This is a genomic window from Mucilaginibacter sp. cycad4, assembly GCF_034263275.1.
In the GTDB taxonomy this organism is placed as follows: domain Bacteria; phylum Bacteroidota; class Bacteroidia; order Sphingobacteriales; family Sphingobacteriaceae; genus Mucilaginibacter.
In genome coordinates this window covers 6,055,170-6,081,693 of sequence record NZ_CP139559.1, presented here as the reverse complement: position 1 = coordinate 6,081,693, position 26,524 = coordinate 6,055,170, and the positions used below count along the sequence as shown (strand labels likewise).

The 26,524-nt window shown below is 43.3% G+C and carries 25 protein-coding genes; 12 read left to right on the top strand and 13 right to left on the bottom strand.

Going from position 1 to position 26,524, the window contains the following annotated elements; genetic code table 11:
* The first annotated feature begins 10 nt into the window (after positions 1 to 10).
* Together SNE26_RS25045 and SNE26_RS25040 are read left to right on the top strand one after the other, a co-directional pair.
* Entirely contained in the window at positions 11 to 607 is a 597-nt protein-coding gene (locus SNE26_RS25045; RefSeq protein WP_321556591.1) for a ribonuclease HII, read from the top strand.
* 57 nt (positions 608 to 664) lie between these two features.
* Positions 665 to 1,879 carry a glycosyltransferase family 4 protein gene (locus SNE26_RS25040; RefSeq protein ID WP_321556590.1) on the top strand — a complete coding sequence of 405 codons (1,215 nt, stop codon included), beginning with the start codon at positions 665 to 667 and terminating at the stop codon, positions 1,877 to 1,879.
* A 180-nt stretch (positions 1,880 to 2,059) separates the two neighbouring features.
* Here the strand turns inward: SNE26_RS25040 and SNE26_RS25035 are convergent, their stop codons facing one another.
* The 9 genes from SNE26_RS25035 to SNE26_RS24995 all read right to left on the bottom strand — a co-directional run bounded on the left by SNE26_RS25035 (position 2,060) and on the right by SNE26_RS24995 (position 12,045).
* Positions 2,060 to 3,028, bottom strand: coding sequence for a transglutaminase family protein (locus SNE26_RS25035; RefSeq protein ID WP_321556589.1), 969 nt, complete (start codon positions 3,026 to 3,028; stop codon positions 2,060 to 2,062).
* A gap of 179 nt (positions 3,029 to 3,207) precedes the next feature.
* Positions 3,208 to 4,143: an alpha-E domain-containing protein gene (locus SNE26_RS25030; RefSeq protein WP_321556588.1), complete on the bottom strand. Its 936-nt coding sequence runs from the start codon at positions 4,141 to 4,143 to the stop codon at positions 3,208 to 3,210.
* Positions 4,144 to 4,380: 237 nt separating this feature from the next.
* Positions 4,381 to 5,841 carry a circularly permuted type 2 ATP-grasp protein gene (locus tag SNE26_RS25025; RefSeq protein WP_321556587.1) on the bottom strand — a complete coding sequence of 487 codons (1,461 nt, stop codon included), beginning with the start codon at positions 5,839 to 5,841 and terminating at the stop codon, positions 4,381 to 4,383.
* 197 nt (positions 5,842 to 6,038) lie between these two features.
* On the bottom strand, positions 6,039 to 6,416 hold the full coding sequence (locus SNE26_RS25020; RefSeq protein WP_321556586.1) for a helix-turn-helix transcriptional regulator: 378 nt from the start codon (positions 6,414 to 6,416) through the stop codon (positions 6,039 to 6,041).
* Positions 6,326 to 6,790 (bottom strand): hypothetical protein, encoded by a 465-nt coding sequence (locus SNE26_RS25015; protein ID WP_321556585.1) that lies wholly within the window; start codon positions 6,788 to 6,790, stop codon positions 6,326 to 6,328. The genes SNE26_RS25020 and SNE26_RS25015 overlap by 91 nt, the downstream gene beginning before the upstream one ends.
* 294 nt (positions 6,791 to 7,084) lie before the next feature.
* Complete coding sequence (locus SNE26_RS25010; protein ID WP_321556584.1) at positions 7,085 to 7,465, bottom strand: VOC family protein; 381 nt, start codon at positions 7,463 to 7,465, stop codon at positions 7,085 to 7,087.
* A 60-nt stretch (positions 7,466 to 7,525) separates the two neighbouring features.
* Entirely contained in the window at positions 7,526 to 8,332 is an 807-nt protein-coding gene (locus SNE26_RS25005) for a helix-turn-helix transcriptional regulator (RefSeq protein ID WP_321556583.1), read from the bottom strand.
* A 277-nt stretch (positions 8,333 to 8,609) separates the two neighbouring features.
* Complete coding sequence (locus SNE26_RS25000; protein WP_321556582.1) at positions 8,610 to 10,427, bottom strand: serine hydrolase; 1,818 nt, start codon at positions 10,425 to 10,427, stop codon at positions 8,610 to 8,612.
* Positions 10,414 to 12,045 carry an amidohydrolase gene (locus SNE26_RS24995; protein WP_321556581.1) on the bottom strand — a complete coding sequence of 544 codons (1,632 nt, stop codon included), beginning with the start codon at positions 12,043 to 12,045 and terminating at the stop codon, positions 10,414 to 10,416. The genes SNE26_RS25000 and SNE26_RS24995 overlap by 14 nt, the downstream gene beginning before the upstream one ends.
* Before the next feature lie 127 nt (positions 12,046 to 12,172).
* On the opposite strand from SNE26_RS24995, the gene mutL reads away from it, so the two are divergent.
* From mutL to cysS, 5 genes are all read left to right on the top strand, one after another.
* The gene (gene mutL, locus SNE26_RS24990; RefSeq protein WP_321556580.1) at positions 12,173 to 14,032 is read left to right on the top strand and encodes a DNA mismatch repair endonuclease MutL; all 1,860 of its coding nucleotides are present in this window, start codon (positions 12,173 to 12,175) and stop codon (positions 14,030 to 14,032) included.
* Positions 14,033 to 14,050: 18 nt separating this feature from the next.
* Positions 14,051 to 14,776 carry a rhomboid family intramembrane serine protease gene (locus SNE26_RS24985; protein ID WP_321556579.1) on the top strand — a complete coding sequence of 242 codons (726 nt, stop codon included), beginning with the start codon at positions 14,051 to 14,053 and terminating at the stop codon, positions 14,774 to 14,776.
* 33 nt (positions 14,777 to 14,809) lie between these two features.
* The gene (locus SNE26_RS24980) at positions 14,810 to 15,682 is read left to right on the top strand and encodes a rhomboid family intramembrane serine protease (protein WP_321556578.1); all 873 of its coding nucleotides are present in this window, start codon (positions 14,810 to 14,812) and stop codon (positions 15,680 to 15,682) included.
* Positions 15,683 to 16,792: an endonuclease/exonuclease/phosphatase family protein gene (locus SNE26_RS24975; RefSeq protein ID WP_321556577.1), complete on the top strand. Its 1,110-nt coding sequence runs from the start codon at positions 15,683 to 15,685 to the stop codon at positions 16,790 to 16,792.
* Between the two features lie 87 nt (positions 16,793 to 16,879).
* The gene (gene cysS / locus SNE26_RS24970; protein ID WP_321556576.1) at positions 16,880 to 18,346 is read left to right on the top strand and encodes a cysteine--tRNA ligase; all 1,467 of its coding nucleotides are present in this window, start codon (positions 16,880 to 16,882) and stop codon (positions 18,344 to 18,346) included.
* A 15-nt stretch (positions 18,347 to 18,361) separates the two neighbouring features.
* Here the strand turns inward: cysS and SNE26_RS24965 are convergent, their stop codons facing one another.
* Positions 18,362 to 19,036: a hypothetical protein gene (locus SNE26_RS24965; protein WP_321556575.1), complete on the bottom strand. Its 675-nt coding sequence runs from the start codon at positions 19,034 to 19,036 to the stop codon at positions 18,362 to 18,364.
* Between the two features lie 277 nt (positions 19,037 to 19,313).
* Here SNE26_RS24965 and SNE26_RS24960 point away from each other — a divergent pair, with 277 nt between their 5' ends.
* A complete protein-coding gene (locus SNE26_RS24960; protein WP_321556574.1) occupies positions 19,314 to 20,177 on the top strand; it encodes a hypothetical protein in 864 nt (287 codons plus the stop codon).
* A 328-nt stretch (positions 20,178 to 20,505) separates the two neighbouring features.
* Here SNE26_RS24960 and SNE26_RS24955 read toward each other — a convergent pair whose 3' ends face one another.
* Positions 20,506 to 21,468, bottom strand: a complete 963-nt coding sequence (locus SNE26_RS24955; RefSeq protein ID WP_321556573.1) for a MoxR family ATPase — start codon at positions 21,466 to 21,468, stop codon at positions 20,506 to 20,508.
* Between the two features lie 3 nt (positions 21,469 to 21,471).
* Positions 21,472 to 22,941 carry a peptidylprolyl isomerase gene (locus tag SNE26_RS24950; RefSeq protein ID WP_321556572.1) on the bottom strand — a complete coding sequence of 490 codons (1,470 nt, stop codon included), beginning with the start codon at positions 22,939 to 22,941 and terminating at the stop codon, positions 21,472 to 21,474.
* A 178-nt stretch (positions 22,942 to 23,119) separates the two neighbouring features.
* On the opposite strand from SNE26_RS24950, the gene SNE26_RS24945 reads away from it, so the two are divergent.
* From SNE26_RS24945 to SNE26_RS24930, 4 genes are all read left to right on the top strand, one after another.
* Positions 23,120 to 23,713: a hypothetical protein gene (locus SNE26_RS24945; RefSeq protein WP_321556571.1), complete on the top strand. Its 594-nt coding sequence runs from the start codon at positions 23,120 to 23,122 to the stop codon at positions 23,711 to 23,713.
* A gap of 23 nt (positions 23,714 to 23,736) precedes the next feature.
* Positions 23,737 to 24,321: a non-canonical purine NTP diphosphatase gene (locus SNE26_RS24940; protein ID WP_321556570.1), complete on the top strand. Its 585-nt coding sequence runs from the start codon at positions 23,737 to 23,739 to the stop codon at positions 24,319 to 24,321.
* A 178-nt stretch (positions 24,322 to 24,499) separates the two neighbouring features.
* Complete coding sequence (locus SNE26_RS24935; protein WP_321556569.1) at positions 24,500 to 24,667, top strand: hypothetical protein; 168 nt, start codon at positions 24,500 to 24,502, stop codon at positions 24,665 to 24,667.
* A gap of 50 nt (positions 24,668 to 24,717) precedes the next feature.
* A complete protein-coding gene (locus SNE26_RS24930) occupies positions 24,718 to 25,200 on the top strand; it encodes a hypothetical protein (RefSeq protein ID WP_321556568.1) in 483 nt (160 codons plus the stop codon).
* A 143-nt stretch (positions 25,201 to 25,343) separates the two neighbouring features.
* Here SNE26_RS24930 and SNE26_RS24925 read toward each other — a convergent pair whose 3' ends face one another.
* On the bottom strand, positions 25,344 to 26,477 hold the full coding sequence (locus SNE26_RS24925; RefSeq protein ID WP_321556567.1) for a lactonase family protein: 1,134 nt from the start codon (positions 26,475 to 26,477) through the stop codon (positions 25,344 to 25,346).
* Positions 26,478 to 26,524 lie beyond the last annotated feature (47 nt).

The window sequence follows — 26,524 nt, the reverse complement described above, 5'->3', positions numbered from 1 at the left end:
TATTTGCCGGATGTTATCAGCCAGGTACCAGTACGAATTTTTGGAAGCAGGATGCGATGAAGCGGGGCGAGGATGTTTGGCCGGGCCTGTTTTTGCCGCCGCAGTTATTTTACCCCATGATTTTGACCACCACCTGCTGAATGATTCCAAGCAAGTTACTGAAGAGATCAGGTACCAGCTTCGTACTGAGATTGAGGAAAAAGCAGTGGCTTATGCCGTAGCATCTGTTGATAATCTGGAGATAGACGAGATCAACATTCTTAATGCATCATTCCTGGCTATGCACCGGGCCATCGAAAAACTACATCTTGAACCCCAGTTTCTGATCATCGACGGTAACCGCTTTAAAAAATACCGGAACATCCCACATGAGTGTATTATACAAGGCGATGGAAAATATTTCAGCATAGCGGCTGCATCCATATTGGCTAAAACTTACCGCGACGATTATATGATGCAAATAGCGGCCGAACACCCGGAATATGAATGGCATACCAATAAAGGCTATCCTACTATCAAACACCGCGAAACAGTAATGAAGATTGGTTTTACGCCTTATCACCGCCGTACTTTCAGGGTAACCGATCCGCAGTTAAGTATTTTTTAATGAAGTTTTGAATACCACGTTCAGGATGGTATTTTTGTTAAAAACCAAATCCACCGTTTGAAGATCCTAATTTTAACACATCGTGTACCATTTCCGCAGAATGGCGGTTACGCTATTGTGGTTTGCAATACCATTAAAGGGTTGATTGCGCTTGGGCATGAAGTGGCGCTGGTGGCTTTAAACGGGAAAAGATATCACGGCAGTGTACAAACAGGCGAAGATGAACTGATGCAAAAGATCAGGTACACATCATACGATATCAACATCAATGTATCGGTACTTGATGCCATAACCAATCTGTTCAGCAAAAAATCAAATGATGTTGACCGCTATTACGATGCCGAGTTTGAAAAGCTCCTGCTGCGCGAATTGCGCCAAACGGTATATGATGTTATCCAGTTTGAAGGCCTGTTTGTAACGCCTTACCTGGCGGCTATGCGTAAACATACAAAAGCCAGGTTAATTTACCGGTCGCACAATATTGAACACCAGGTATGGATGAGGCTGGCACAACGAAAAAGCGACCTGTTTAAAAAATGGTACCTGCACCTGCTGGCCCGGAGGGTTAAGGATTACGAACTGCAGCAGCTCAATAAATTTGATGCCATTGCGGTATTTACCAATGAGGATAAAAAAACCCTGTTATCATACGGTGTTACTATTCCGGTTGATATTTTTCCGGTGGGTATTTCTTTGCCCGATTATAAGCCGGACTATAATAAGACGGAGTTTCCGAGTTTGTTTTTTTTGGGTTCGTTGGATTGGATGCCCAACCGGGAGGGGATTGAATGGTTTATTGAAAATTTTTATAAAGACCTCACCGAAGGCGACCTTCGCGTAAAGTTTTATGTCGCCGGGCACAATATCCCCGATAGCTTTGATGATTACGAAGCGATGGGGAAAATCTTTATCCAGGGTGAGGTTGACGATGCTTCTGAGTTTGTGAATAGTAAGGCTATTATGGTGGTACCCTTGCTTTCGAGCGGCGGCATGCGGGTTAAAATAGTAGAGGGTATGGCCATGGAAAAGTGCATTATCTCTACCTCATTAGGTGCCGAAGGTATCAACTTTACCAACGGCACCAATATCCTTATTGCCAATAACCGGCAGGAGTTTTATAACGCCATTGAACGCTGTATTACCGACGAAGAATATTGCCGTAACATTGGCCTCAACGCCCGCCGTTTAATTGAGGAACAACACGATGTGCATGTAATAGCACCGGGCCTGGTTGCTTTTTATCAAAGCCTGGACCTTGATTTGCCTGAGTAAGGAATTCCCTATGCCGTTGCTGGCGTTGTCACCAACAGCTTTTCATGCCTGATTACTCTTATAATCGTGAAAAGGCTCTGACCTATTTAACGCAATAATTGCATAGCGCAGAGTTGTTGGTGACAAAACCAACAACGGCGTAGCTACATCCCATACTGCCAACTGCCACTGCAAGCTGACCTACTGCTGTTGTTGCTGCTGCTGTTGAATGATCTCCATATATCGCTGATAGCTGTTTTTAGGAAATTCGGTTACTACGTGCATGGCTGGTGTTTCGTGGGTTTTATCCTCAAAAACAATGGTATCGGCATCATCAACAATTACTGATACTTCCAGTTTGTGCCCGTAAGCCCCTTTGTAAACACCTTTAACCGGCGAACAATCTGAAAAATTGCGGCCCACAGCGAGGCGTACATGGGTTTCATTGGCAATACAATTATTTGTTGGGTCGATGCCAAGCCAGCCGTAGTCGGGCACATACACTTCGGCCCAGGCATGGGTGGCCCCTTCGCCGCGCATGGCGCTGCTATGGGTGCAGATATAACCACTTACATAGCGTGATGGTATTTTAAGCTGGCGGAGCATCACCATTAAAATATGGGCGAAATCCTGGCAAACGCCTGCTTTCAGCTTCCACACTTCATCCAGTGTGGTTTCAACCGTGGTAACGCCTTTGATGTACTCGAAATTTTTGTATACCCAGCCGCAAAAACGGAGTGCTATCTGGAACGGTGTTTCATCTTTACGCCGTTCCTGTTCAACTACTGCCTGCAACTCGGGCAGGCCTTCAAAATATTCCTGTTTTAAAAAATCAATATATGGCACCATGTATTGAAGCCGCTTAAGATCTTCCCATTGCTGCTCCGGAAAAATGTCATTTACCGGCAGGGGGCGCTGGCGGGTAATAACAACCAGCTTTGAGTTAATGACCATCATATTGTGCTGGTCGCTGTAGGTAAAGCTGCCAACCTCGTTACCATAATAATCGGTATGGGTATCAACTACCGGGTTGCCTGTTATGTTCAGCTCCTGTTTTACCACTTCCTGGTATTCATCTTTTATCGGAAACAGGATAATCTGGTTGGCGCTGTCACGAACAGGGCCCTCATAGGTGTATTTGGTGATATGTTGGATCTTAAATTCAGGCATTTTTTTAATTTTTTAATTTGAGGATTTGAAAATATGCCAATTTGAAGATTAGTTAATTTGAAGATTTGAAAATGAAGAAGGAGAACCGGCATTTTCAAATCAAAACAGTTTTAATTAGTTTCCTGGATAGCCAGGCATACATCTTCAAATTTTCAAATCGGCACATTTTCAAATTATGTTTATGAATTAGCAAAATAATGCTGGTTTAGTGAATTGCCTATGCCGTATAGTTCACTCCTGATCTGGGTGAGGAACAGGTGCAGGCCCTCCTGCTTGATGCTTTTTACCGAACTGTATTTAATGCGGCTTTGCAGCCTGCCTATCTGGAACGACATTTCCCGGTAATCATCAGCATTGCTGTCGTTCTTCAATCTGTCGAAATAGCGCTGAATATTATTTACCGAATAGATAACCGAGCGGGGGAAGTCGTTGTTTAGCACCACCTGTTCCAAAACGTTTTCGGCCTCAAAGCCTTCACGGTAGGTTTTTAAATACAGCTCGTAACCGCCCAAAGAAAGCAGCAGGTGTTTCCAGTAGGTAGTATCCGTAAGCAGGTCGGGATTATCACTTATCGAACTAAATTTAGTATCCAAAATATCAACCGACTGGATAGCCCGCTCCAGGTATTTGCCAATGTTCATAAATGCACGGCCCTCGCCGCGTTCCATGGTTATTTCGACCGTACCGTAATAAAGCATTACCTGTTTTATTAAAACATCCAGTACACCTATAGGGTCTTCCCGGTGCAGGGCACGTTCCAGGCGCGGATCTTTTACGGTATGGTAATATTCATTCAGGCATTGCCACAGATCTTTGGTAATGTGTTCCTGTACGCCACGGGCATTTTCCCGCGCCAGGGTGATGATATTAAGTATGGAATTAGGATTATTTTTCCCGGTAACCATATACTTTAAAACCGACCGGCTGTCGTTTTCCAGTTTTTCGGCCTCAACAGCATCCAGCCCGGCAAAAATCCTCATGACAGGTTCCCAGGTAAATTCCTGCACCGTATCCTGCGATGAGGCATAATTAATTTTGAGCATCCGCAGCATACCATCGCTGCGCTCGATGTAACGGCTTAACCAATAAAAACTTGCTGCAACCCTGCTTAACATAAAAGCTCCCTAACCCCCTAAAGGGGGAATGATTATGCCGGCGGTCTTACCACCAGCTTGTTAGTTATATTTTAATTCCTTTATTCAAAAAGCGCGGATTTGTGCGATTCCCCTCTTGAGAGAGGTGTAGGGGTGTGTTTATGCATATAATAAGCTCATCGCAGAAACACACCCCTGCTACCATATTGCCTCCCGCGCCCCCTCTCGAGAGGGGATTTATTCGCAATTCCTCCCCCTTTAGGGGGCCGGGGGGCTTAACACCCACGTGTCCTTACTGCCGCCACCCTGCGAGCTGTTTACCACCAGTGACCCTTCTTTTAAAGCCACACGGGTTAAACCGCCGGGTACTATTTCAATGCCATCGGGGCCGTACAGTGCGTATGGCCTTAAATCAACCCTGCGTGGCTTTAATTCGCCCTGCATATAACAAGGTGCCGCCGAAAGACTGATAGTTGGCTGAGCTATGAAGTTACGCGGATCTTTCAGGATTTCCTTTTTATATTCATCAATTTCCTGTTCGCTTGCCGCATGGCCCATCAGCATACCATAGCCGCCGCTGCCATTGGTTTTTTTAACCACCATTTTATTGAGGTTTTTAAATACCATTTCGCGTTCATCCGGATTGCCTAACTGGTGTGTTGGCACATTTTTGAGTATAGGTTCTTCGTTCAGATAATAGCGGATCATATCCGGCACATAGGCATAAACAGCCTTATCGTCGGCAACGCCGGTGCCCGTTGCATTTACTATGGCTACGTTTCCTTTACGGTAAGCACCCATGAGGCCTGCAACACCCAACATGCTTGCCGGGTTAAATACCAGCGGGTCAAGAAACTCATCGTCAACCCGGCGGTAGATCACATCAACCTGCTGTAGGCCGGTTGTGGTTTTCATGTACACTTTATGGTTATTTACTACCAGGTCGCGTCCTTCTACAAGCTCTACACCCATTAAGCGGGCCAGCGTGGTATGTTCAAAATAGGCCGAATTATAAATACCTGGCGTAAGCAAAACAATAGTTGGGTTATGGATCTGCCGCGGCGAAAGTGCCAGCAGGTTTTTATATAATATAGATGGGTACTCGGTAACGCTGCGCACACTGCATTGCGGTAACAGATCGGGAAAAAGCCGTTTGGTGATCTCCCTGTTCTCGAGCATGTAGCTTACGCCTGATGGGGTGCGCAGGTTATCTTCAAGCACATAAAATGTGCCGTCTTCATCGCGGATAAGGTCGATGCCTGAAATGTGCACATAAATATCATAAGGCACCTGGAGCTGGTACATCTCGCGCAGAAAATGCGGGCACGAATAAATAATATCAATAGGTACTATGCCATCCTTTACAATAAACTGATTGTGGTAAATATCCTTCAGAAAAAGATTAAGCGCGTTAAGGCGCTGCTTGATGCCCCGCTCAACAAAAGCCCATTCATCAGCCGTGATAATACGGGGGATAATATCAAAAGGAAAGATCTTTTCAATACCCTCACCGCTGTTATAAACGGTAAAGGTGATGCCCTGGCTCATAAAAAGGCGCTTGGCAAGCTCCTCTTTTTTGTTCAGGTCGTCCGCCGATTCTTTCGAAATGTAGTCTATAACTTTACGGTAATGCTCCCGAACATTCGCGTCTAAGCCATACATTTCGTCCCAAACGTTATCAATTGGGCTGTATTGGTCAAAATAAGCTGATTCTTCCATGAAAAAATTACAATAAATTAAAAATTGATAATCAGTTATCTTTCAGAATTGTAATTTATGAAGTGTTTTTGATAAAAAAGCAAATTATTTTGAAATTATTGAAGATATTTTAATCAAATTTTCAATTCGTGGCGATTTTTGAAATATAATTCTTGTTTTTATCGGTTTGTTAATATAAACTGACGGGGTTTAACGTCCTAAACAAGGGCATGCAGTCGTCCCCCCGCTTTCCTGAAATCCGAAGGATTCATACTCCTGTATTTTTTAAAAATACGGTTCAGTTGGCTCTCATCATTGAACCCCAGCTCGTTTGCAATTTCGGCCATGCGCATGTTGCTGTTCAGCAAACGGTTCTCAATCAGCTTCAGTTTGTAATTGATGATATACTGCTGCATGGTTTCGCCGGTATGTTTTTTAAAATATTGGCCGGGGTAGTTTTCAGAGGTTCCAGCTTTATCGGCTATGACTTTAACTTTTAGTGCTTTTAAAACGGCCTGAATAAGGGGCGGCTGATCAACGGCGAAAACGACCAGGGGATGGAGCTTAAAATAACCAACAGGGCAATGGTTAGCCAAATGGCCGTGGTTTTAAATTTGTCCTTATCCATTGTTTTTCGTTTGGCTTTTGATGAGGCAATGGTGATCAGCGTAATGCCGATCGACATCATGGTAACGTGCTCCATACCAAAAAACCTGATCTGCCGCTCGTGCACCGCTTCTTTAAAATGGCTGATGAAATAATTGGCTATCGGGCTGATGAAATACAGCCAGAGCCCGATAGTTAGCTGGATATGGGCGATATTGGTGGTAATAATCCGTATGCGGTCGTCAAATTTTGAATAGCTTTTGTTAGTAAGCCATCCGCTGTAAGCGCGATAAATGGCAAAAAGCAGGCTGGCCAAAACAAACCAGCGCGTGAGGGAGTGTAATGCTAAAATAAAAGCGTACATATATTAATGTATGACGACCGGCAAAGGAAAAGATTTTATCCGAAATAAAATTATTTTGATGCCAATCCCCTTATATAAATTTCACCGGGTTTATCAGTTGGGCGCCTTAACGAATCTTTAAATTATATCCATTTGAGCATAAATATTATTCGCAAGAAATAACCCTTATCCAAAACAGAGCTGATTCATGGTATTACCGTATTTCCCAAAAGGGGGCATTATATAGCGTAATTGCACTAAGCTCTGATATGCAATCTGTTGAGATATATGAATTAACGGGCGACTAAAACCCTTTTATAACGGATTAGTAACCCACCATGTATTTCCGAATGGGTCTTTTACCCCTGCACTCCTACCGTATGGCTGATCGGCCGGCGGCATAATGCTTTCGGCCCCGCTATCAAGGGCCTTCCGGTAAGTTTCGTGACAGTTTTCTACATACACAAACATGCCTGCATTTTGCTGTTGATAAGTATTGGTACAGTCGGCAAACATGATGGTGCTGCCATTGATGTTAACCTCGGCATGCATAATGGTGTGTTCATCGCGCATGGTTTTAAATTGTTCCGTTGCGGCAAAAACCTTTTGGGTAAATTCGATAAACTGAGCGCCGTTTTTAACAATGAGATAAGGCATGACAGCCTGGTAATTTTCGGGAATGTTTATTGTTGCCATAGCTTGTTTTTTGCTCAAAATTAGCTGTCTTACTGTCCTCAAAATTGTAAAAACCGGACATTATGCATTCCGGTATTCAGTTCCCTCAGCTTTTCCTGAAAAATAAAAGCCCGGATGATAGCCCGTAAATTCTTTTACATCATGAATAAAATGCGACTGGTCGTAATACCCGCATTCCAGCGCTATCTGGGTTAGTGTTTTATTGGTATTGTACTGCTTCAGCGCATCCTGCAGGCGTACCAGCCGCATATAGGTTTTAGGACTAAAGCCCGCAGACTCCTTAAATTTACGGTCAAACTGCCGCGCCGATAAATTATAGGCATCAGCCAGTTGAGCAACCGTTCTGTATTGTTTATTATGGATCACGTCCCTGACCGCTACCGCTATGCGCTCGTCTTTTAACACATTTTGACGTAACCGGGCTATTAAAAAGGCCGACAGGACCTCTGCCCTTTTATAATTATTTGCGGCTACCATGATCTGCTCTTCCAACTCCCGGCCGGGCCGGCTTAAAAATGTATCGAAATCAAATGCGAGGTTACTGGTTTGGCTGCTGGGAACATTAAAGAAACATGGCACCGCGAACGGGTAGATATAGGCACCGAAAATGCCAAAGCTTTCGGCTGTTATAAACCTGCGGTATTGTGTAGTTTGAAATTGAATGCCTGATAAGCTTGGGCTTTGCTCATTCTTCTCATTCAATTCATTAAACGACGAACGGTAGTGAAATACCAATTCGGTGCAACCATCAGCAACAGAGCGATAAATATACGACGAATGATCCGGCTCCAGCTCATGCTCCAGCACCCAGTAAAATCTTACATAAGGTTTAAGCTCGGCCGGTGGCTGGATAGTGAAATAGCGCATCGTTTTGATTTGAGATTTCGGATGTTTGATTTCGGGATCAAATAAATTTAGGGTTTTTATTATTTAAAAACATTATCGTAAAACTTAAAAGGCACAAGTAGCTTCACCCTATTCCATCCCCTCATACTTGCGCCAGGATAAATTAATTCTCCGCAAACCAAGCATCATTTGGAGGTAAGAAGCAATCCCAACCTATGCAGAGAAACTTGCATAGCCTCTCTACCAAACGGGGATTGCTTCGTACCTCGCAATGACGGATCTTTAATAAAAGCAGCTTCTACAACCCCTTCGCAATTGCTTCATAAACCACATCCTGGATCCTTGGCCTGATATTAAGGCTACCTAATTTACTGCCTACAGAAGGGTTCACCCTGTTTGAGAGGAATATATAAACCAGGTTATATTTCGGATCGACCCAGATACAGGTGCCGGTAAAACCAGTGTGCCCGTAAGCCTGGTCTGATGCCAGTTTTGATGGATAATGCCTTTCAGCTATCGGGTCCCAGCGGTCAAATCCCAATCCGCGACGGCTCACCGGCGATTGTTTGGAGGTGAACAGGTCAACCACTTCAGGTTTAAAATACTGGGCACCACCGTAACTGCCTTTGTTTAAAATCATCTGGTATAATATAGCCACATCATTAGCACTGCCAAATAAGCCGGCATGCCCGGCAACACCACCCAAAAGCGCCGCTGTTGGATCATGAACATATCCATCCAGTAATGACATTCGGTACTCCTTATCATTTTCGGTAGGGATTATCCTGTCGGGTGTAAAGCGGTATAGGGGTAAAAAGCCTGCAGTTTGCATCCCCAGCGGGGTATAAAAATGCTGCTGTACATAAATGTTGAGCGGCACGGCAGTGATGTTTTCAACAACCTCCTGCATAAACAGCATGCTTACATCACTATATACGTACTGCCCCCGTGTTTTCAGCGGAGAGTTCAGCATATCGGGCAGCATTACATCTTTATAATAATCTTTGCGCAGGTAGTAATGATCAGATACTTTTGTTGGGTAAGCGGCAGACGAATCCGTACTGTGATCAGTTGGCTTTACCTTCTCAAACGATTGGATATCGGGAATTAAACCTGCCTGGTGCAACAGCACTTCGCGGATCCGGATATCGTTCTTATTGCTTTTACGGGCAAGGGGAATATAATCTCCAAGGGTTTTCTCCAGGCTTAATTTACCCTGGTCGGTAAGCTGCATGGTTTCCATGGTGGTTGCCGATACCTTGGTCATCGAGGCAAGGTCAAAAATATCGGTCAGCTTGTCTGGCATCACATTATCATAGGTGTGATAACCGTAAGCTTTATTAAATATCACCTTACCATCTTTGGCAACCAACACTACACATCCGGGGGTGGCATGTTCACGGATAGCTTCCTGTGCTATCTTATCTATCTCCTGCAGGTTGGCTGCATTTATACCGGCTTCTTCGGGAACGGTATATTGCAGCCTCGTTTTCTCGGTAGCAAAGCCCATCCCTGTTTTATAAACGGCACTATAGTTTTTTGCTAATTTTTGAGAGATACTTACCCCACCAAATATTGCTTCGGCACTGTACATGGCCGATACCGCAGATACCCTCTCCGTCCAGATCACGGGGGCGGTTATAACATCCAGTTTACCCAATAACGAACCACTGCCAAAAGCAGCGACAATTATATTCTTGTTTTTTTGATTGGTGCTGATAAAATCAATCACATCCGGATTGCTTAAATCGGCATCATTTACCTGTACTATAATGGTATTATAAAACTTCAGGTCGGAAGTAAGGTTAGCCAGTGTTTTATTACCCGAATAAGCGGCACCATCAAACAACTGTACATTGTTATATTTATTAAGCAGGCTATCAAAAACAGCGGCGTACTGGTTATTGAAATGTACGCTGGCAATTTTCAAATCTTCCAGCTTTTGCAGCGGCACCAGGTATGAGGCATTGTTAAGCAACACTGTTGAGTTGCCAACTAATCTTTCTTCGGCAATGAAGGCCTGCCCTGTTAACGGCGGATTTTGTGCACAAGCGGTATTAAATAATGCAAACCCTAATAGTACTAAAGGAACACGGCCCCATTTATTTTTTATCATATACTTTAACTCCGTTTATATAGGTTTGGGTCACTTTGGTTGCCGGGATCTCGCTGCCTTTTACTTTCATAATATCCTTATCCAGTATCACAAAGTCGGCGTATTTACCGGGTTCAATGCTGCCTTTTTCTTTTTCTTCAAAATTGGCTTTGGCAGCCCAAATGGTCATCCCTTTTAATGCTTCAATGCGGCTTAGCGCGTTTTCGGGCTGGAAGCCACCTTCCGGGAAACCTTTCAAATCCTTGCGCTCAACCGCTGCATAAAACGTATAAAGCGGATTAATGTTCTCAACCGGGAAATCGGTACCCAAAGGGATCCACCCGTTTTGCTTTAGCAATTGTTTATAGGCATAAGCGGTTTTAAGCCGTTCGCGGCCCAGTCTTTTACCGGCCCAGTACATATCTGATGTCGCGTGCGTAGGCTGTACCGATGGGATAATGCTGTATTGGCCAAACATGTCCAGGTCCTGCGGTGATACTATCTGCGAGTGCTCGATGCGCCACCTCAGGTCGTTCTTGCCTTTTAAATTGGCCGCATAAATCTTAAGCATTACCCGCACTGCCGAATCACCGATGGCATGGGTACACATTTGGAAACCACGAGCCGCTATTTTGGGAGCTATTTCTTCAAAATGCTTGGGGTTACTCAACAAAAAGCCGCTCCATTTGGCCGAGTCGGCATAGGGTTTTAGCAGGCAGGCCCCTCTTGAGCCAAGGGCGCCATCGGCATAAACTTTAAAAGCCCTTACATTTAACCGGGGTGTTTTAACAACTCCCTTCTTAAACAGGTAATCATAATTTTCCTGCCTGTCGGCCAGCATCACATACAGGCGCATTTTCAGGTCGCCTTTATTTTGCAGCTCGGCAATGGTGTTTACCATGGTATAAGGCAGCCCGCAATCATCAACGGTAGTTAGGCCAGCGGCAAAACAATTTTTCTGTGCCGATAGCAAGGCGGTATCTATAATAGCAGCGGTAGGTTCCGGAATTTTACGGGTAACTATACCTACCGCGTTATCAACCAAAATACCGGTAAGTTTCCCGTTACTGGTTTCTATTTCGCCGCCACTAATGGTTTGCCCCGGCTTAACACCGGCAATGTTCAGTGCGGCCTGGTTAGCTATAGCGGCGTGCCCGTCAACGCGGCTGAGGATCACCGGCCTCATCGGGAACAAGGAGTCAAGCCTGGCCTTATCCGGAAAATGCTTATTAGTCCAATCGTTTTGGTCCCAGCCGTTACCAATGATCCAGCCATCGGTATTGCGTTCGGCATAAGCTTTTACCGAGTCGATAATTTCGGGCCAGCTATGGGTGCCTACCAGGTTTACTTCCTGCAGGCCCATACCATATTCATAAAAATGGGCGTGGGCATCAATAAAGCCGGGATAAACCGCGGCGCCCTGCGCATCAATCACTTCGCGGGCGTTGTATTTTTGTTCAAGGGAATCGGCATTGCCTACTGCAAGTATCTTTCCTCCGCTTACTACAAATGCGCTTGCTGTTGTAAAATTGCTATCTACGGTGTACACAACCGCATTTTTTACCAGCATATCGGCATTGTATTCCTTTTGTTTGCAGGCCGCTGCCAGTAATAGCAGCGCGGGCAATAGTCTCTTCATAAAGTAATTGTATGTTTATTGTAATTGTATTAAACCACAAAAGTATATACAACTATCAAATCATAAAGTTATGCCTTCAAATATTTAATTTAGCATCGAAATAGAAATTGGAGGGAATTTTTTTTAGATGTCAGACATTATACAGCTTTTACCGGATGCCGTTGCCAACCAGATTGCCGCGGGCGAAGTAGTGCAGCGACCGGCTTCTGCGGTAAAGGAATTGGTAGAAAACGCGATAGATGCAGGTGCCGATAAGATCCAGCTTATTATTAAGGATGCAGGTAAATCACTGATACAAGTTATTGATAATGGCTGCGGCATGAGCCTTACCGATGCCCGCATGTGCTTTGAGCGCCATGCAACTTCAAAAATACGCAAGGCTGAAGATCTGTTTGCCATCCGAACCATGGGCTTCAGGGGTGAAGCGATGGCATCCATCGCCGCTATTGCCCAGGTAGAGATGAAAACCCGCCGCCATGAAGACGAACTGGGCAGTTGTATAACTATTGAAGGCTCTGAAGTAATAAGCCAGGAACCATGTGCGGCTAACGCGGGCACATCCATCTCCATAAAAAACCTGTTTTATAACACCCCTGCCCGCCGTAACTTTTTAAAGAGTAACCCGGTGGAGATGCGCCATATTATCGACGAGTTTCAACGGGTGGCCTTAGCACACCCCGAAATTTTTTTCACCCTTCATCATGATAGCCAGGAAGTTTATCATTTGCCAGGCACTGCGCTAAAACAACGGATAGTACACCTGTTTGGCAATAATTATAATCAGCGGCTGGTGCCTGTTGAAGAAGATACAACGATTATTAAGTTGCGCGGTTTTGTAGGCAAACCGGAGTTTGCGCGTAAAACCCGCGGCGAGCAGTTTTTTTTTGTAAACAACCGCTTCATCCGCGATTCATACCTTAATCATGCTGTAACAACCGCGTTTGAAGAACTATTGCCCGACGATTGCTTTCCGTTTTATGTGTTGTTCATCGATATCGATCCTTCAAAAATCGATATCAACGTACACCCAACTAAAACAGAAATCAAATACCAGGATGAAAAGGCTATTTACGCTATTATCCGGTCGGCAGTAAAGCGGTCATTAGGAAGATATAACATTACGCCCAGCCTGGATTTTGACCAGGAAAACAGTATCGAGCATTTGATTACCCCCAAGCCATTTGAAGAGATCATAGCCCCTACTATTTCATTTAACCCAAACTTTAACCCCTTTGCCGATAAAGAGGAAAAACCCAGGCAGGAGCATCCTTTTTTAAGGGAAAGCGGAGGTTATAAAAAAGACCCGATTCCGCAAAACTGGGATACTTTGTATGAGATCAGCAAAAAGGAAACCCTTTTTCAGCACGAGATCCACGAGGAAAAAACCATTGCGGTTGATGAGCAGGATGTAAGCAAGCCAAGCGAACGTCAACTGTTCCAGATCCATAACCGGTTTATCCTGTCGCAAATAAAATCGGGCTTTATGCTCATTAACCAGCAGGCCGCGCACGAGCGCATTTTGTACGAACGCTTTTTACAGCAACTGCAAAATCATTCGGGTGTAAGCCAGCAAAGTTTATTCCCGCAGTCGGTAACACTAAACGGTGCCGATTTTGAGTTATTGAAGGAGCTTTTGCCTGATATCCGGTCGCTGGGTTTTGACATCCGCGAGTTTGGAAAAAACACCGTAGTGGTAGAGGGGATCCCGGCCGAGCTGAACAATGTTGGCGAGCATGAACTTTTAGAACATTTACTGGAAGGTTTTAAAAACAATATGGCCATCCTAAAATTAGATAAACGTGATAACCTGGCCCGCTCGCTGGCCCGCAATGGTGCTATTAAAACCGGCACCAAATTATCTCTGGAGGAAATGAACCAGCTTATCGACCAGCTTTTCGCCTGTCAGTCACCCAACCAGGCATTGAATGGTAAGCCCGTAATCAGTACCTTTACGATGAACGAATTAATGGAACGATTTGAAAAATAGCCCCAGGCTAAATTATATATGAACGGATACAATCAATCGCCTTTTGCTAACCTGACACCTGTTGTTAAAAACCTCCTGATTATAAATATAATATGCTTTTTGCCATTTGTACTGTTCGGGCAATTTTATGATGCTAAAATAGTGCCGCTGTTAGGCGGCTTTTATTTTAATTCACCTTATTTCAAGCTATGGCAAATCATTACTTACATGTTCCTGCATGGGGGGTGGGGCCATATTTTCTTCAACATGTTCGCTTTATTTTCTTTTGGCCCTATTGTAGAATATGCTATCGGCCCTAAACGGTTTCTCAAATTGTATTTTTTGTGTGGTGTAGGCGCCATCCTATTTCAAATATTAGTGCAGGCAATAGAAGTACACAGTATGATAGGCCGGTTTACCATTGATCATCCGTCCCTCCAGTCATCTTATTTGGAATATGGTGCAAATGCGCAAAAACTTTTTGATATTTATGGTACACCTATAGTTGGTGCTTCCGGAGCGATATTTGGTTTGCTTATAGCCTTTGGCATGCTGTTTCCAAACCTCGAACTGATGATATTGTTTATCCCTGTTCCTATCAAGGCGAAATATATTATACCTGTATATGTAGTGATAGAATTGTTTTTAGGGGTTAAACAATTTTCGGGTGATTCGGTGGCGCATTTTGCACACCTTGGCGGAGCGCTTATCGGATTTTTATTGGTTAAAATTTGGAGACTACAACGACCAAACAATTTTTATTAATAACAGTAGTTATCTTTGTAATATAGCTTTATTATGAGCACCCTCTGGCAAAATATCCACTACAAAATGCTGCGCTCCGGCAATAGGCTGAACCTGCTTATAGGCATTAATGTGATTGTTTTTTTAGTGATAAATATTTCGGCAATAGTTGAACAACTACTAACACATTTTGGCGGCAGTATCATTTTACTTTATGCCGATAAATACCTGAATATGCCGGCATATCTGCCCGGTTTGCTCAAGCATTTCTGGACGCCATTGACGTATATGTTTATGCATGCCGGTATACTGCACATCCTGTTCAATATGCTTTGGCTTTATTGGATGGGGCAGATCTTTGAAGAATATCTGGGCAATAAGCGTACTATAGGGTTATATTTAATGGGAGGGCTCGCCGGCGCTTTGTTATACCTGCTGGCACTAAACCTGCTGCCTGCATTTACAAGTGTTAATGCTGCGCAAAATAGCACCATAGTTGGCGCATCTGCCAGCGTAATGGCCATTGTGGTAGCTACGGCCACCTTGCTGCCTAATTATACCATATCACTGATTTTATTTGGGCCGGTAAAATTAAAATGGCTGGTATTTGTAATTCTCGTTATTGACTTTTTGGGCATTGTTGGTGCAAACGCGGGGGGCGAAATTGCACACCTTGGCGGTGCTTTAATGGGATTTGTGTATATTAAGCAATTGCAAAAAGGGCATGATTGGGTAGGAGGAATAGCCGGGCTGTTTAAACGGAAACCCAGGTTAAAGGTGGTTTCAAATAATATGGGCAAAAACGCATCCGATTACCCGCGCCAGGAAGAGGTTGACCGCATTTTAGATAAAATATCACAATCGGGCTACAATAGCTTAAGCAAACAGGAGCGTGAAATTTTATCGCGTGCAAGCAAACAGGAATAAATGATAAAAAAAAAGCAAAGTATTTTTAGCAGGGTGTTATTATGGATAAACCTGTTTTTCTGTTTTGCTTTATTGATCGGTTATTTCGCCCCTTCTGTTGACCCGCGTAAGTACTGGCTATTTGCTTTCTTCGGCCTTGCCTATCCCCCTATACTGCTGGTTAATATAATCATGATGCTTTACTGGCTGCTGCGCAAACGCTGGCAGTTTTTGTTTTCGCTGGTCAGTATTTTACTTGGCTGGGGGGTACTTAATAACAATATCGGGTTCAGGTTTAAGTCGAGCTTTTCACTGCCTCCGGGGCTCAACGTTGTACATGTCATGACCTACAACGTGCATAACTTTAAACATTTCGGCTTCAATAATGATATATCAACCAAGCATGAGATCCTGGAGATCATCAATAGCGAACAGCCGGACGTGATAGGGTTCCAGGAGTTTTATACCCGCAATAAAGGGCAGTATGAAACACGCGACTCGATCAACAAGATATTAGGCAGCAATAACTTTTACTTTGAACCCTTTAATTTTAACAGCAGTGAAGCTATTGGCATGGCTATTTTTTCGAAATTCCCCATTGTGTCAAGAGGGATGATCCGCCTTGCAACAACCAGAACGTCCGGCAACCAGTGCTTATATGCTGATATAAAAAAAGGAGATAAGATTTTCAGGTATTACAATATCCACCTGCAATCCATCAATTTTGATCCGGATGATTATAAGTACATCGACAGCGTATCAAAGAAAGGAAAAACAGATATCAAATCAACCAAACGCCTGGGAAGCAAGCTTAAAATAGCATTTATGAGGAGAGCTGAACAGGTTTTCAAAGTAAAGGCGCATGCTGCTCAATGCCCTTACCCATATATTATAGCCGGCGATTTTAATGATACCCCATCGTCATTCGCGGTTAACCAAATGGCCAAAGGATTAAACAATTCATTCCGCGAAAAAGGCTCGGGCTTAGGCCGCACTTATAACGGCGACTTCCCTAATTACCAGATAGACTATATCATGAGCAGTCCGCAATTTTCAGTTTTCAACTACAAGGTGATCGAAAAAAAACTTTCAGACCATTATCCTTTACGGAGCGATCTTGTACTGAATTAATATAGATCATTGCTCTTGGTTTGTAAAAATAAACCCGAAAGCCGGCAGGCAGTAACTTAAAATTGAAAAAATCGTAAGTTTGCGCTCATGCAACAAAATTTGTTTGTTTACAACACTTTAACCCGTAAAAAAGAGTTATTTAAGCCCATTAACGCGCCGCATGTTGGTATGTATGTTTGCGGGCCTACTGTTTATAGCGATGTTCACTTAGGCAATTGCCGTACTTATATATCTTTCGACCTTATGTTCAGGTACCTTACAGCTATTGGCTACAAGGTGCGCTACGTACGTAATGTGACCGATGCAGGCCACCTTGAAGGTGATGCGGGCGACGAGGGTGAAGACAAAATTGCAAAAAAAGCCAAGCTTGCACAGCTTGAGCCAATGGAGATAGTACAAAAATACACCGTTGGCTTCAGGGACGTGATGAGGATCCTGAACAACCTGCCCCCAAGCATTGAACCTACAGCTACCGGCCATATCATTGAGCAGATAGAAATGGTGAAGGAGATACTTGCCCGGGGCTATGCTTACGAGGTTGACGGCACCATTTATTTTGATGTTGAAAAATATAACAAAAGCCAGGACTATGGCATACTAAGCGGCCGTAATCTCGAAGATCTATTAAATAACACCCGTACACTTGGCGGTCAGCAGGAAAAACATGGCAAGCTTGATTTTGCACTGTGGATAAAAGCCAAACCCGAACACCTGATGAAGTGGCCTTCGCCGTGGGGCGTGGGCTTTCCGGGCTGGCACCTGGAATGCTCGGCCATGAGCCAGAAATACCTTGGCAGTCATTTTGATATTCATGGCGGCGGGATAGATCTTGTGCCAACGCACCATACCAATGAAATTGCCCAAAATGTAGCTTGCTGCGGTACCAACCCGGCCAATTACTGGGTGCATACCAATATGCTTACGGTAAACGGCCAAAAAATGTCGAAATCATTAGGTAACAGCTTTTTACCGCACGAATTGTTTAGCGGCGAAAACTCGATATTAAACAAAGGCTACAGCCCAATGACCGTGAGGTTTTTCATGCTGCAGGCCCATTACCGCAGTACGCTTGATTTTGGCAACGAAGCCATGGAAGCATCCGAAAAAGGGTTTAAACGCCTCATGAACGCCTTCACCCTGCTTACCGACGGATTAAAAGCATCTGCCACTACCGAAGTTGAAATAGCACCATTAATGGAACGTTGCTATGCGGCTATGAACGATGATTTTAACAGCCCGGTTTTAATTGCCGAGCTATTTGAAGCATCGCGTATCATCAATTCGGTATATGATGGTAAATTGAAAATTGATGCCGCTAACCTTGAGCAGTTAACTGCGCTTATGAATTTATTTGTGGTTGATGTACTGGGCTTACAGAATGAGCAGGCGGCTAATGACGATCTGCCAAAAGTGTTAAACTTTATTGTCGACTTGCGCAGCGGGGCTAAAGCCAATAAGGATTATGCCACATCGGATAAGATTCGTGACGGTTTATCACAAATAGGTTTCCAGCTAAAAGATAGTAAAGAAGGCACCACCTGGAGCAAAGCCTGATAAGAGGGGATGATTTTAAAGCGAGTTGTAATAGCTGAATAATTTAGCTAAGGCGGCATCGCTTTTAAAATCAACTTTGTTGGTTTTGATATACTCCTGCATTTTATCGGCCTTATCGCTCATTGCTGCAAGGATGGTTTTTTGCGACGGCCGGATCCTGGTCATTTGGTTATTAGCAAAAAGGTAGTAGCTGTTGGCCATCATGAAGGTTTTGGTGGTCACCTGCGAAGCAAAACCCGTTGACTCAAGTACTTTTTTCTTGTAATAACGGAGCAGTTTTACCTTCCCGTCTCCTACTACCTGGTAAAAAGTTTTTGGGGTTTGATCATCTACAGCCGGGAAACCGCTGCTAAAGTTCATATCCGTTTGGTCACTTTCTTCAAGCGCAATGCCTTTTATTGAAAAACCTTTCACCGGGTCAACAAAGGCCTGTACCGATGAATCCCGGGGGCTCTTAAACAAAAGTTCATCCCCGTAAATATTATAGTTCAGTATTGCACTAGCTTTTTTGCCGTTAACGAAATCAACAGTGCCATTCAGCCAGTTATCGGTAAGGAGGGGGCTGCCTTGTATGCCATCGTTGGTTTTAAGATAATATGGACGGCCGGTATAGTCAGAAAGATATTGCGCTTTAGCCTTTATACACAGTAGTAAAAGTACAAATACGCAGTATAGCTTATACTTTTTCATGAAAGCAATTTATATTGATTTAAACAAAAACAGATTAGTTGGGTTATGAAGTTAAGTGTTTTTTTATTCAACTTCATTATTAAGTAAATTTAATTATTTACGCATATTTTTTATGATCAAACCCGCTCTCTGCAATTATTTGCCCATATCTTCGTTTCAGCATAGAACAAAAATAGTGCAATTGTTAAATTATGCTATGCAGTTTAATGCATTTTGACTATTGCGTTTCCGACTTAAAATTTATTACTAAATTGCTCCCTAAAACCCGAATATAAATATGAAGAAAATAATATTAGCTGCTACATTTATTGGTTATAGTGTTTTTGCCCTTGCGCAGGACGCTGTTAATGTAAACAAGGTAGTTAGTGTTGAACAAGCTTTTGATAAGTTAGTTGAACGTAAAGGAATAAAAGATGGTTTCCTGGCAGTTGCCGATCCCGATGGCATCATATTTAAGCCCGATGTAGTAAAGATTGTTGATTTTTATAACAAGATTGACAAACAGGCCGGAAAACTTAGCTGGCAGCCCAAATTTGCCCGGATCTCGGCCAACGGCGACCTGGCATTCACTGCCGGCCCTTATGTATATCAAAACGGCAAAACGGAAGATGACAAGGTATTTGGCGATTATGTGTCGATCTGGCGCACTAATACCGAGGGTAAACTGAAACTACTTATCGATTTGGGCATTCAGCACCCCGAAGCCGAAGAAGAAGTAGTTACCGATTTTAAAGAACCTGATCCGGCACAGCGTTCAGGCCCAAGTAAGGACCCGTTCGGCGCCAAAAACGTTATCATCGGTACCGATAAAACATTTAATCATGGGTTAACATTATCGGCTATGGCCAGCTATAGGGAGTTTTTAAGCCCGGAGGGCCGCTATTATTTCCCCGGCTTTCCACCAATGACCGGAACCGATGTGGTTATGAAGTTCATTAATAATGAGGCTATAAGCATCACTGCCGAAACTACCGATGGCGGTCGTGCCTCGAGCAATGACCTCGCTTATACCTATGGCCACGCCCGTATCACCAAGGGCAATGTTGTAGGCAATTACAATTATGTAAGGGTTTGGGAAATTGACAAATCAAAAAAATGGAATATCCTGCTTGAGATTTTCTCACCGATAGAGAATGAGTAGTCTTTTAGTGATTGGAGGTTGTTGTGAGAGATTAGAGGTTGGAGATCAGAGATTAGTCCGAAAAGTGATTTGGAGGTTAGAGATCAGAGATTAGTTTGAATACGAATCATAAATAAAAGGAGAGAGCCTTGTGATAAATCACAAGGCTCTCTCCTTTTATAAACTATCCTCATGCCCTCATGTGTAATGGGTAATGGAAAGGCCTTGTAAGCTAAATTATAAGGCCTTTTACTTTATTGACTATGAGAAAACGAATCTTCAACTATTTCTAACCTAACCTCTGATCTCCAACCTCTAATCTCTCACAACAACCTCTAATCTCTCTAAATCAAAACAACTGCTCAATAATATCCGCAGCTGATAATCCTTCGGCTTCGGCATGATAGCTGCGCACTATACGGTGGCTTAAAATAGGTTTGGCTACAGCCTGCACATCTTCAATATCGGGTGAGTATTTTCCGTTAAGCACGGCATGGCATTTAGCACCTAATACTAAAAACTGCGATGCCCTTGGCCCGGCGCCCCAGCTTAGCAAACGGTTAATTTGTGGTGTAGCAAACTCGCTGTTAGGCCGGGTTTTTGATACCAGCTTTACTGCGTATTCCATTACATTATCGGTAACCGGGATATTGCGCACCAGTTGCTGAAAATAAATGATCTGCTGGGCGTTTAATATTTTGTCAACCTCGGTTTTATTAGTGCTGGTAGTGTTCTTAACAACCTGCAGTTCTTCTTTAAATGAAGGATAGCTAAGGGCCACGTTAAACATAAACCTGTCCAGCTGTGCTTCGGGCAGTGGATAAGTACCTTCCTGCTCAATAGGGTTTTGGGTAGCCAATACAAAAAAGGGCTGTGCAAGCTTGTGCGTTACGCCGGCTGCGGTAACTGCTTTTTCCTGCATGGCCTCAAGCAGGGCCGCCTGCGTTTTTGGCGGCGTACGGTTTATTTCATCGGCCAGGATAATGTTTGAAAAAACAGGGCCGTGGATAAATTTAAAGTTGCGGTCTTCACCTAATATTTCGGAGCCTATGATATCTGAAGGCATCAGGTCGGGCGTAAACTGGATCCTTTTAAAATCAAGGTCAAGCACCTGTGATACCGTTTGTACCAACAAGGTTTTTGCAAGCCCGGGCACACCAACCAATAAACAATGCCCGTTACTGAAAATAGAGATCAGCACAAATTTTATCACTTCATCCTGACCTACTATTACTTTACCTATTTCGGCACGAATTTGCTGGTAGGCCTGTTTTAAAGCGTTTGCGGCTTCTACATCAGAGCTGTGTTGCATAAATTATTTAGATGATGATTTGGTTTTGGTTTCGGGTATCACGAGCGACGGGTTGGTATTTACCCATTTCTTCAACACATCATATGCCTGATATTCTTTATCAATTTTAATGAAGGTTTCCTTGCGGCGTTTTTCAAACCATTGAGATACAGTCCTGTTAACCTTGTCATTATAGGCATATTCCTTAAGCTTAGGGAAATCCTGCTCTAAATTAGCTTTATGGGCATTTGTGGCCGATTTTAGCATCAATATTTTGTAGCTTTTTTTACCGTCGGCACCAGTAAACAAATCGGGTTTTGAAACGCTGCCGATTTTCATAGTATCGGTAATAAGCGCCACTTTAGGGTCAAGCTTATCGGTTGGGATAAATGTTGAACGGTTTTGTACATCCTCGGCATTAAGCATCATACCACCATTGTATTTGGTGTCCTTGTCATCTGAGTAAAAGGCTGCGGCACTTGAAAAATCAACGCCTACATTTTTATCTTTTACAAGTAAGGTGTAAATACTATCGGCTTTTGCTTTTGCCCTATCCAGGCTGGCCTGGGTAACAACCGGTGTAATCAGGATGTGCCTTACGTGCACCTGTTCGCCGCGGCGTTCAATCACCTGCAAAAAGTGGAAACCAAAATCCGTTTCAAATACAGGGGAAATCTCACCTGCTTTTAACTTAAACGCGTTAGCTGTAAATTCCTTCACAAAAGTGGTACGGTCGGCAAATCCAAGGTCGCCCCCTTCAGGCGCCGAACCCGGATCCTGCGAATAAAGCCTGGCCAGTGTACCAAAATCTTCGCCCTTTTTAACGCGCTGCCTCAGTTCTTCGGCTTTTGCCTTATAAAGATCCTTTTCTTCTTTGTTCAATTTCGGCTGAAAAACAATCTCCCCTACTTCAACCTCTTTGTTAAACGAAGGCAGGCTGTCTTTAGCAATACCGTCGTAATATTTTTTAACATCCTGCGGGGTAACATTCAGTTTTTCGGTAATGTGCTGCTGCATTTTTTGAGCTACCATCTGCTCCTTCAGGTCGGGCCTGATCTCATCTTTATATTGAATAACCGAACGGCCTAAAAATGCTTCCAGTTTTTCCTGCCCGCCCGCGCGCTGCGTCATCTCGCGCATACGGCGGTCAACATTGGCGTCAACATCTTCTTCCTTTACTTCGATACTATCAATAGCCGCCTGTTGGGCAAGCAGTTTTTGGGTTAACAAAGTTTGTAAAATACGGGCTTTAACAGAAGGGTCAGGTTGGTTTCCCTGTACCAGGAAATTAGCGTATGACAGTTCAATATCAGATAACAGTATCGGGCTGCTACCAACTACTGCTGCAATTTTATCAAGCGTTTTGCCGGGTGTGGGGGCAATAACCGAATCGGCTTTAACCAGTTTTTTTGCTGCTGTATCTTGTGCTACCTGTGCCTTTGCAAATGTTATTGTTAAAATAAAACTTAGTACTAATACTCCTAACTTTCTCATGTAACGCTGTTATGCTAAATAAAACGGGATAGTTAACCCGTTAAAAACTACGAATTTCGGTAAAATTTATTAATTATAACCGAACAAATATTTTCTGTAAAACCAACCGGCTATAATTGTGCTAATATGCCTATAAAGCTTGAAACCGTTTAACTACTTTTGGTTAAAATTTGTTAAAGTGAAAGTTGAGAACCCGGCCGCATTTCGTTTTGTATTAGAGGATGAACTTTACCTGCTCAACGCAGATAAACTGTTATATGATAAAATTACTGAATCCGAACCTGCAGCAGCAGTACCACTATCCCCCACAATTGAAAATACAAAACCAGTATCACTAACAATTATTCCGTCTTTAACTCCTGAACCTCAGGCTGTAATAAAAACGCCGGTTGATGATTTTAAGTATCTGGGTAAAAACTTAAAGAACTTTTTGGTACTAACATGCTATAAAACTACTGAGTTTATAATAGCCGAACATTTAACCGCCCTTGAAAACATCCTTAAGCGTAAAGAACTTAGCCACGAGGATGTGGCTATATTCAACCTGGCAAACTACAATGAAACCAAATTCAGCCAGTTGAAAACATTTTTTAAGCCAACCAAAGTACTTGTTTTAGGCGGGGACGCCCTGCCGCAGGATATAAAGGTGCTTAAGCCTAATAAACCGGTAACCTCAAACGGCATCACTGTGCTGTACAGTTATTCATTTGATGAAATGATGGATAATGTGGATTATAAAAAAACCTTTTGGGAGTTGGTTAAAACATTATAAATAAAACACGCCATTAAAACAATATGCAGCAATTAGTTTTTGCTACCAATAACCGCCATAAGCTTGATGAGGTTTCGGCCAAGCTCAATGGGGCTATCCAGTTACTAACCCTGAACGACATTGGTTGTTACGGCGATATTGAAGAAACAGGCACAACTTTTAAAGCCAATGCATCTATCAAAAGTCACCATGTATATGCCGAATATAAGCTTAACTGCTTTGGCGATGACAGCGGGCTTGAAATAGATGCCCTGAACGGGGAACCGGGTGTTTACTCGGCCAGGTATGCGGGTGCCCATGGTAATCACGCTGCCAACATCAGTAAAGTGCTTGATAATTTAAAAGGCGAAACAAATCGCAAAGCCCGTTTCCGTACTGTAATTTCATTGATCTGGAATGGCGAAGAGCGTTTTTTTGAAGGCACTGTTGAAGGTACCATCCGGCAAGGGTTAAGCGGGAGCGGGGGTTTTGGTTACGACCCCATTTTTGAGCCCGAAGGATACGACATTACCTTTGCCGAGATGAGTATGGAGGAAAAAAATGCCATCAGTCACCGGGCAAAAGCAATGGAACAGTTGATCGCATTTTTAAATGAAGCCGGTGAATGATCACTTTGGGGCAATCAGTCTCAATTTAAACTTAGCACTTTACTATAGCGTTTTTGCCCGTTGTGCAGGTTTCTTTTTCTGTTTGGTAAAACGTTAAACTGAATTTATTCGATATTAGTGATATAAACGAAACCTTGCCGGGATATCCCCCGTAAAATAGAGCTATAAGGAATACCCTATGAACATTATTAAGCAGATCGGTAAAATTTTATCGGAAAGGGATGCTAACCCTAAGTTTATTAATAGCCTTAAAAAAGTTCGGGAGGCCGACCAAATTGCCGAATCAATCAATAAAAGGTTAAATGAATTAGAAAAACGCACCCGGCAGCAAGCGGTGAATTTATAATTACACACTTTGGCAGGATTTATGCTATTTATGCATAAAAATATACTGTCATGAAAAAGTTAATTCAGACCTCAATCGCAATCCTTTCACTTGTTTTGGTCATTTCGGCCTGCTCGTCAACCAAAAACACAACTACGTCTAATGTATCGCGCGGTAAATTTGTTGGTACCTGGACCTGCAATAATGTAAGTTATGACGGCCTTGTACAAAATGCAGTACAGAGCGTATTTGATCAGGCCCCTCCCGAAGCCTTTGTTGGCAGCACATGGAAGCTCACCAACAGCGGTAACGGCATCTACACTTTAACCAACGGAACATCGCAAACCATTTTCTGGTCGGTTTATAACGGTGGTACAACGGGTACCCAATTCCAGTTCAAAAAACTTTATGAAGGGGATAAAGCCAAAAACGTATCAGAAGGATATCGTTTAGATATTGCCAGCAACGATGGATCAACCATGACCCTGAAATCACCCGTTACTGTAGGCAATAGTACAGGATACATTGTTTATTCGTTCACTAAAAACCCTTAATTGAGGTTAAAGGTAAAAGGTTAAAGGAGCCCTTCTATCTGATAAAATGAAAAAGGCGAAGTTTGGAATATCTCAAACTTCGCCTTTTTCATTTTCAGCGCGAGGCCAAACCTTTCGCCTTTTACCTTTATCCTTTCACCTCCTTACTCGGCTGGTGCAAATTTTAAGCATACCGGGTTGCCGATATCAACTCTGATGCCTGTTTGGGCAAGCTTGCCGGTGTTTTGGTCTATTTTGAATACCCACATGTTATCGCTGTTCTGGTTAGCTACTATCAGGAAGTTACCCGTTGGGTCGATAGCAAAATCGCGTGGGTTTTTGCCATATGTCGACTGGCGGGCTACAAAAGTAAGCAAACCTGTTTCCTGGTTAACAGCATAAATATTGATCTCGTTGGTTTCCAAACGATTTGAAGCATACAGAAAACGGCCGTCGGGCGATAGGTGGATGGCGGCACCTGCGGTTTGGCCGGTAAAGCCATCCGGCAACATGGTAATGGATTGTTTTTGTTTTAACTTGCCATTATTGTAATCAAACGCTACAACGTTCGATCCCATTTCGGTGACTACGTAAACAGTTTTTTTATCAGCAGAAAACTCCAGGTGCCTCGGGCCTTCTCCGGCGGTAACACTTACAAAAGCCGGTGTTGCGGGTACAATGCGGGGCTCTTTTGAAGGACGGTAACGGTAAACATTTATTTTATCGGTGCCGAGGTCATTATACAATACATATTTTTCATCGGGCGTAAGAACTGCCATGTGTGCATGGGCCGATTCCTGCCGCTCTTTGTTTATACTATGACCATCATCGTGCACTGTTTGGATTCCGTTAGCTATCGAACCATCTTTATTTAAAGGCATTACCGCAACGTTGCCGCTTGAGTAGTTGGCGATAATCAGGTTTTTTTGCGCTTTATCAACCGATATGTGGCACGGATCGGCACCCAGGGTTGATTGCTTGTTAATAAAAGTCATTTTGCCCGTTTTTGGCTCGAACGAAAATGCGCTCACCTCACCTTTGGGCAGTTCATTAACTGCATAAATAAATTTATTATTAGCGCTTAATGTTAAATACGACGGATTGTTTACACCATCAATCTCACTGAGATAGGCCAGTTTGCCGGTTTCGGCATAAAAGCGGTATACCACAATGCCTTTACTTTTGCCGGTGGTATAAGTACCAACCACCAGGTCGAAAGTTTTAGGCCCTGTTTTTTTATTTTGTGCGAATGTTAGCGCCGGTGAAAGCATAGCTATGATCAAAAGAAATTTCTTCATGGTTGATTTAAATGGGTTATTGCTGTGCAAGATAACAAAATAGACAA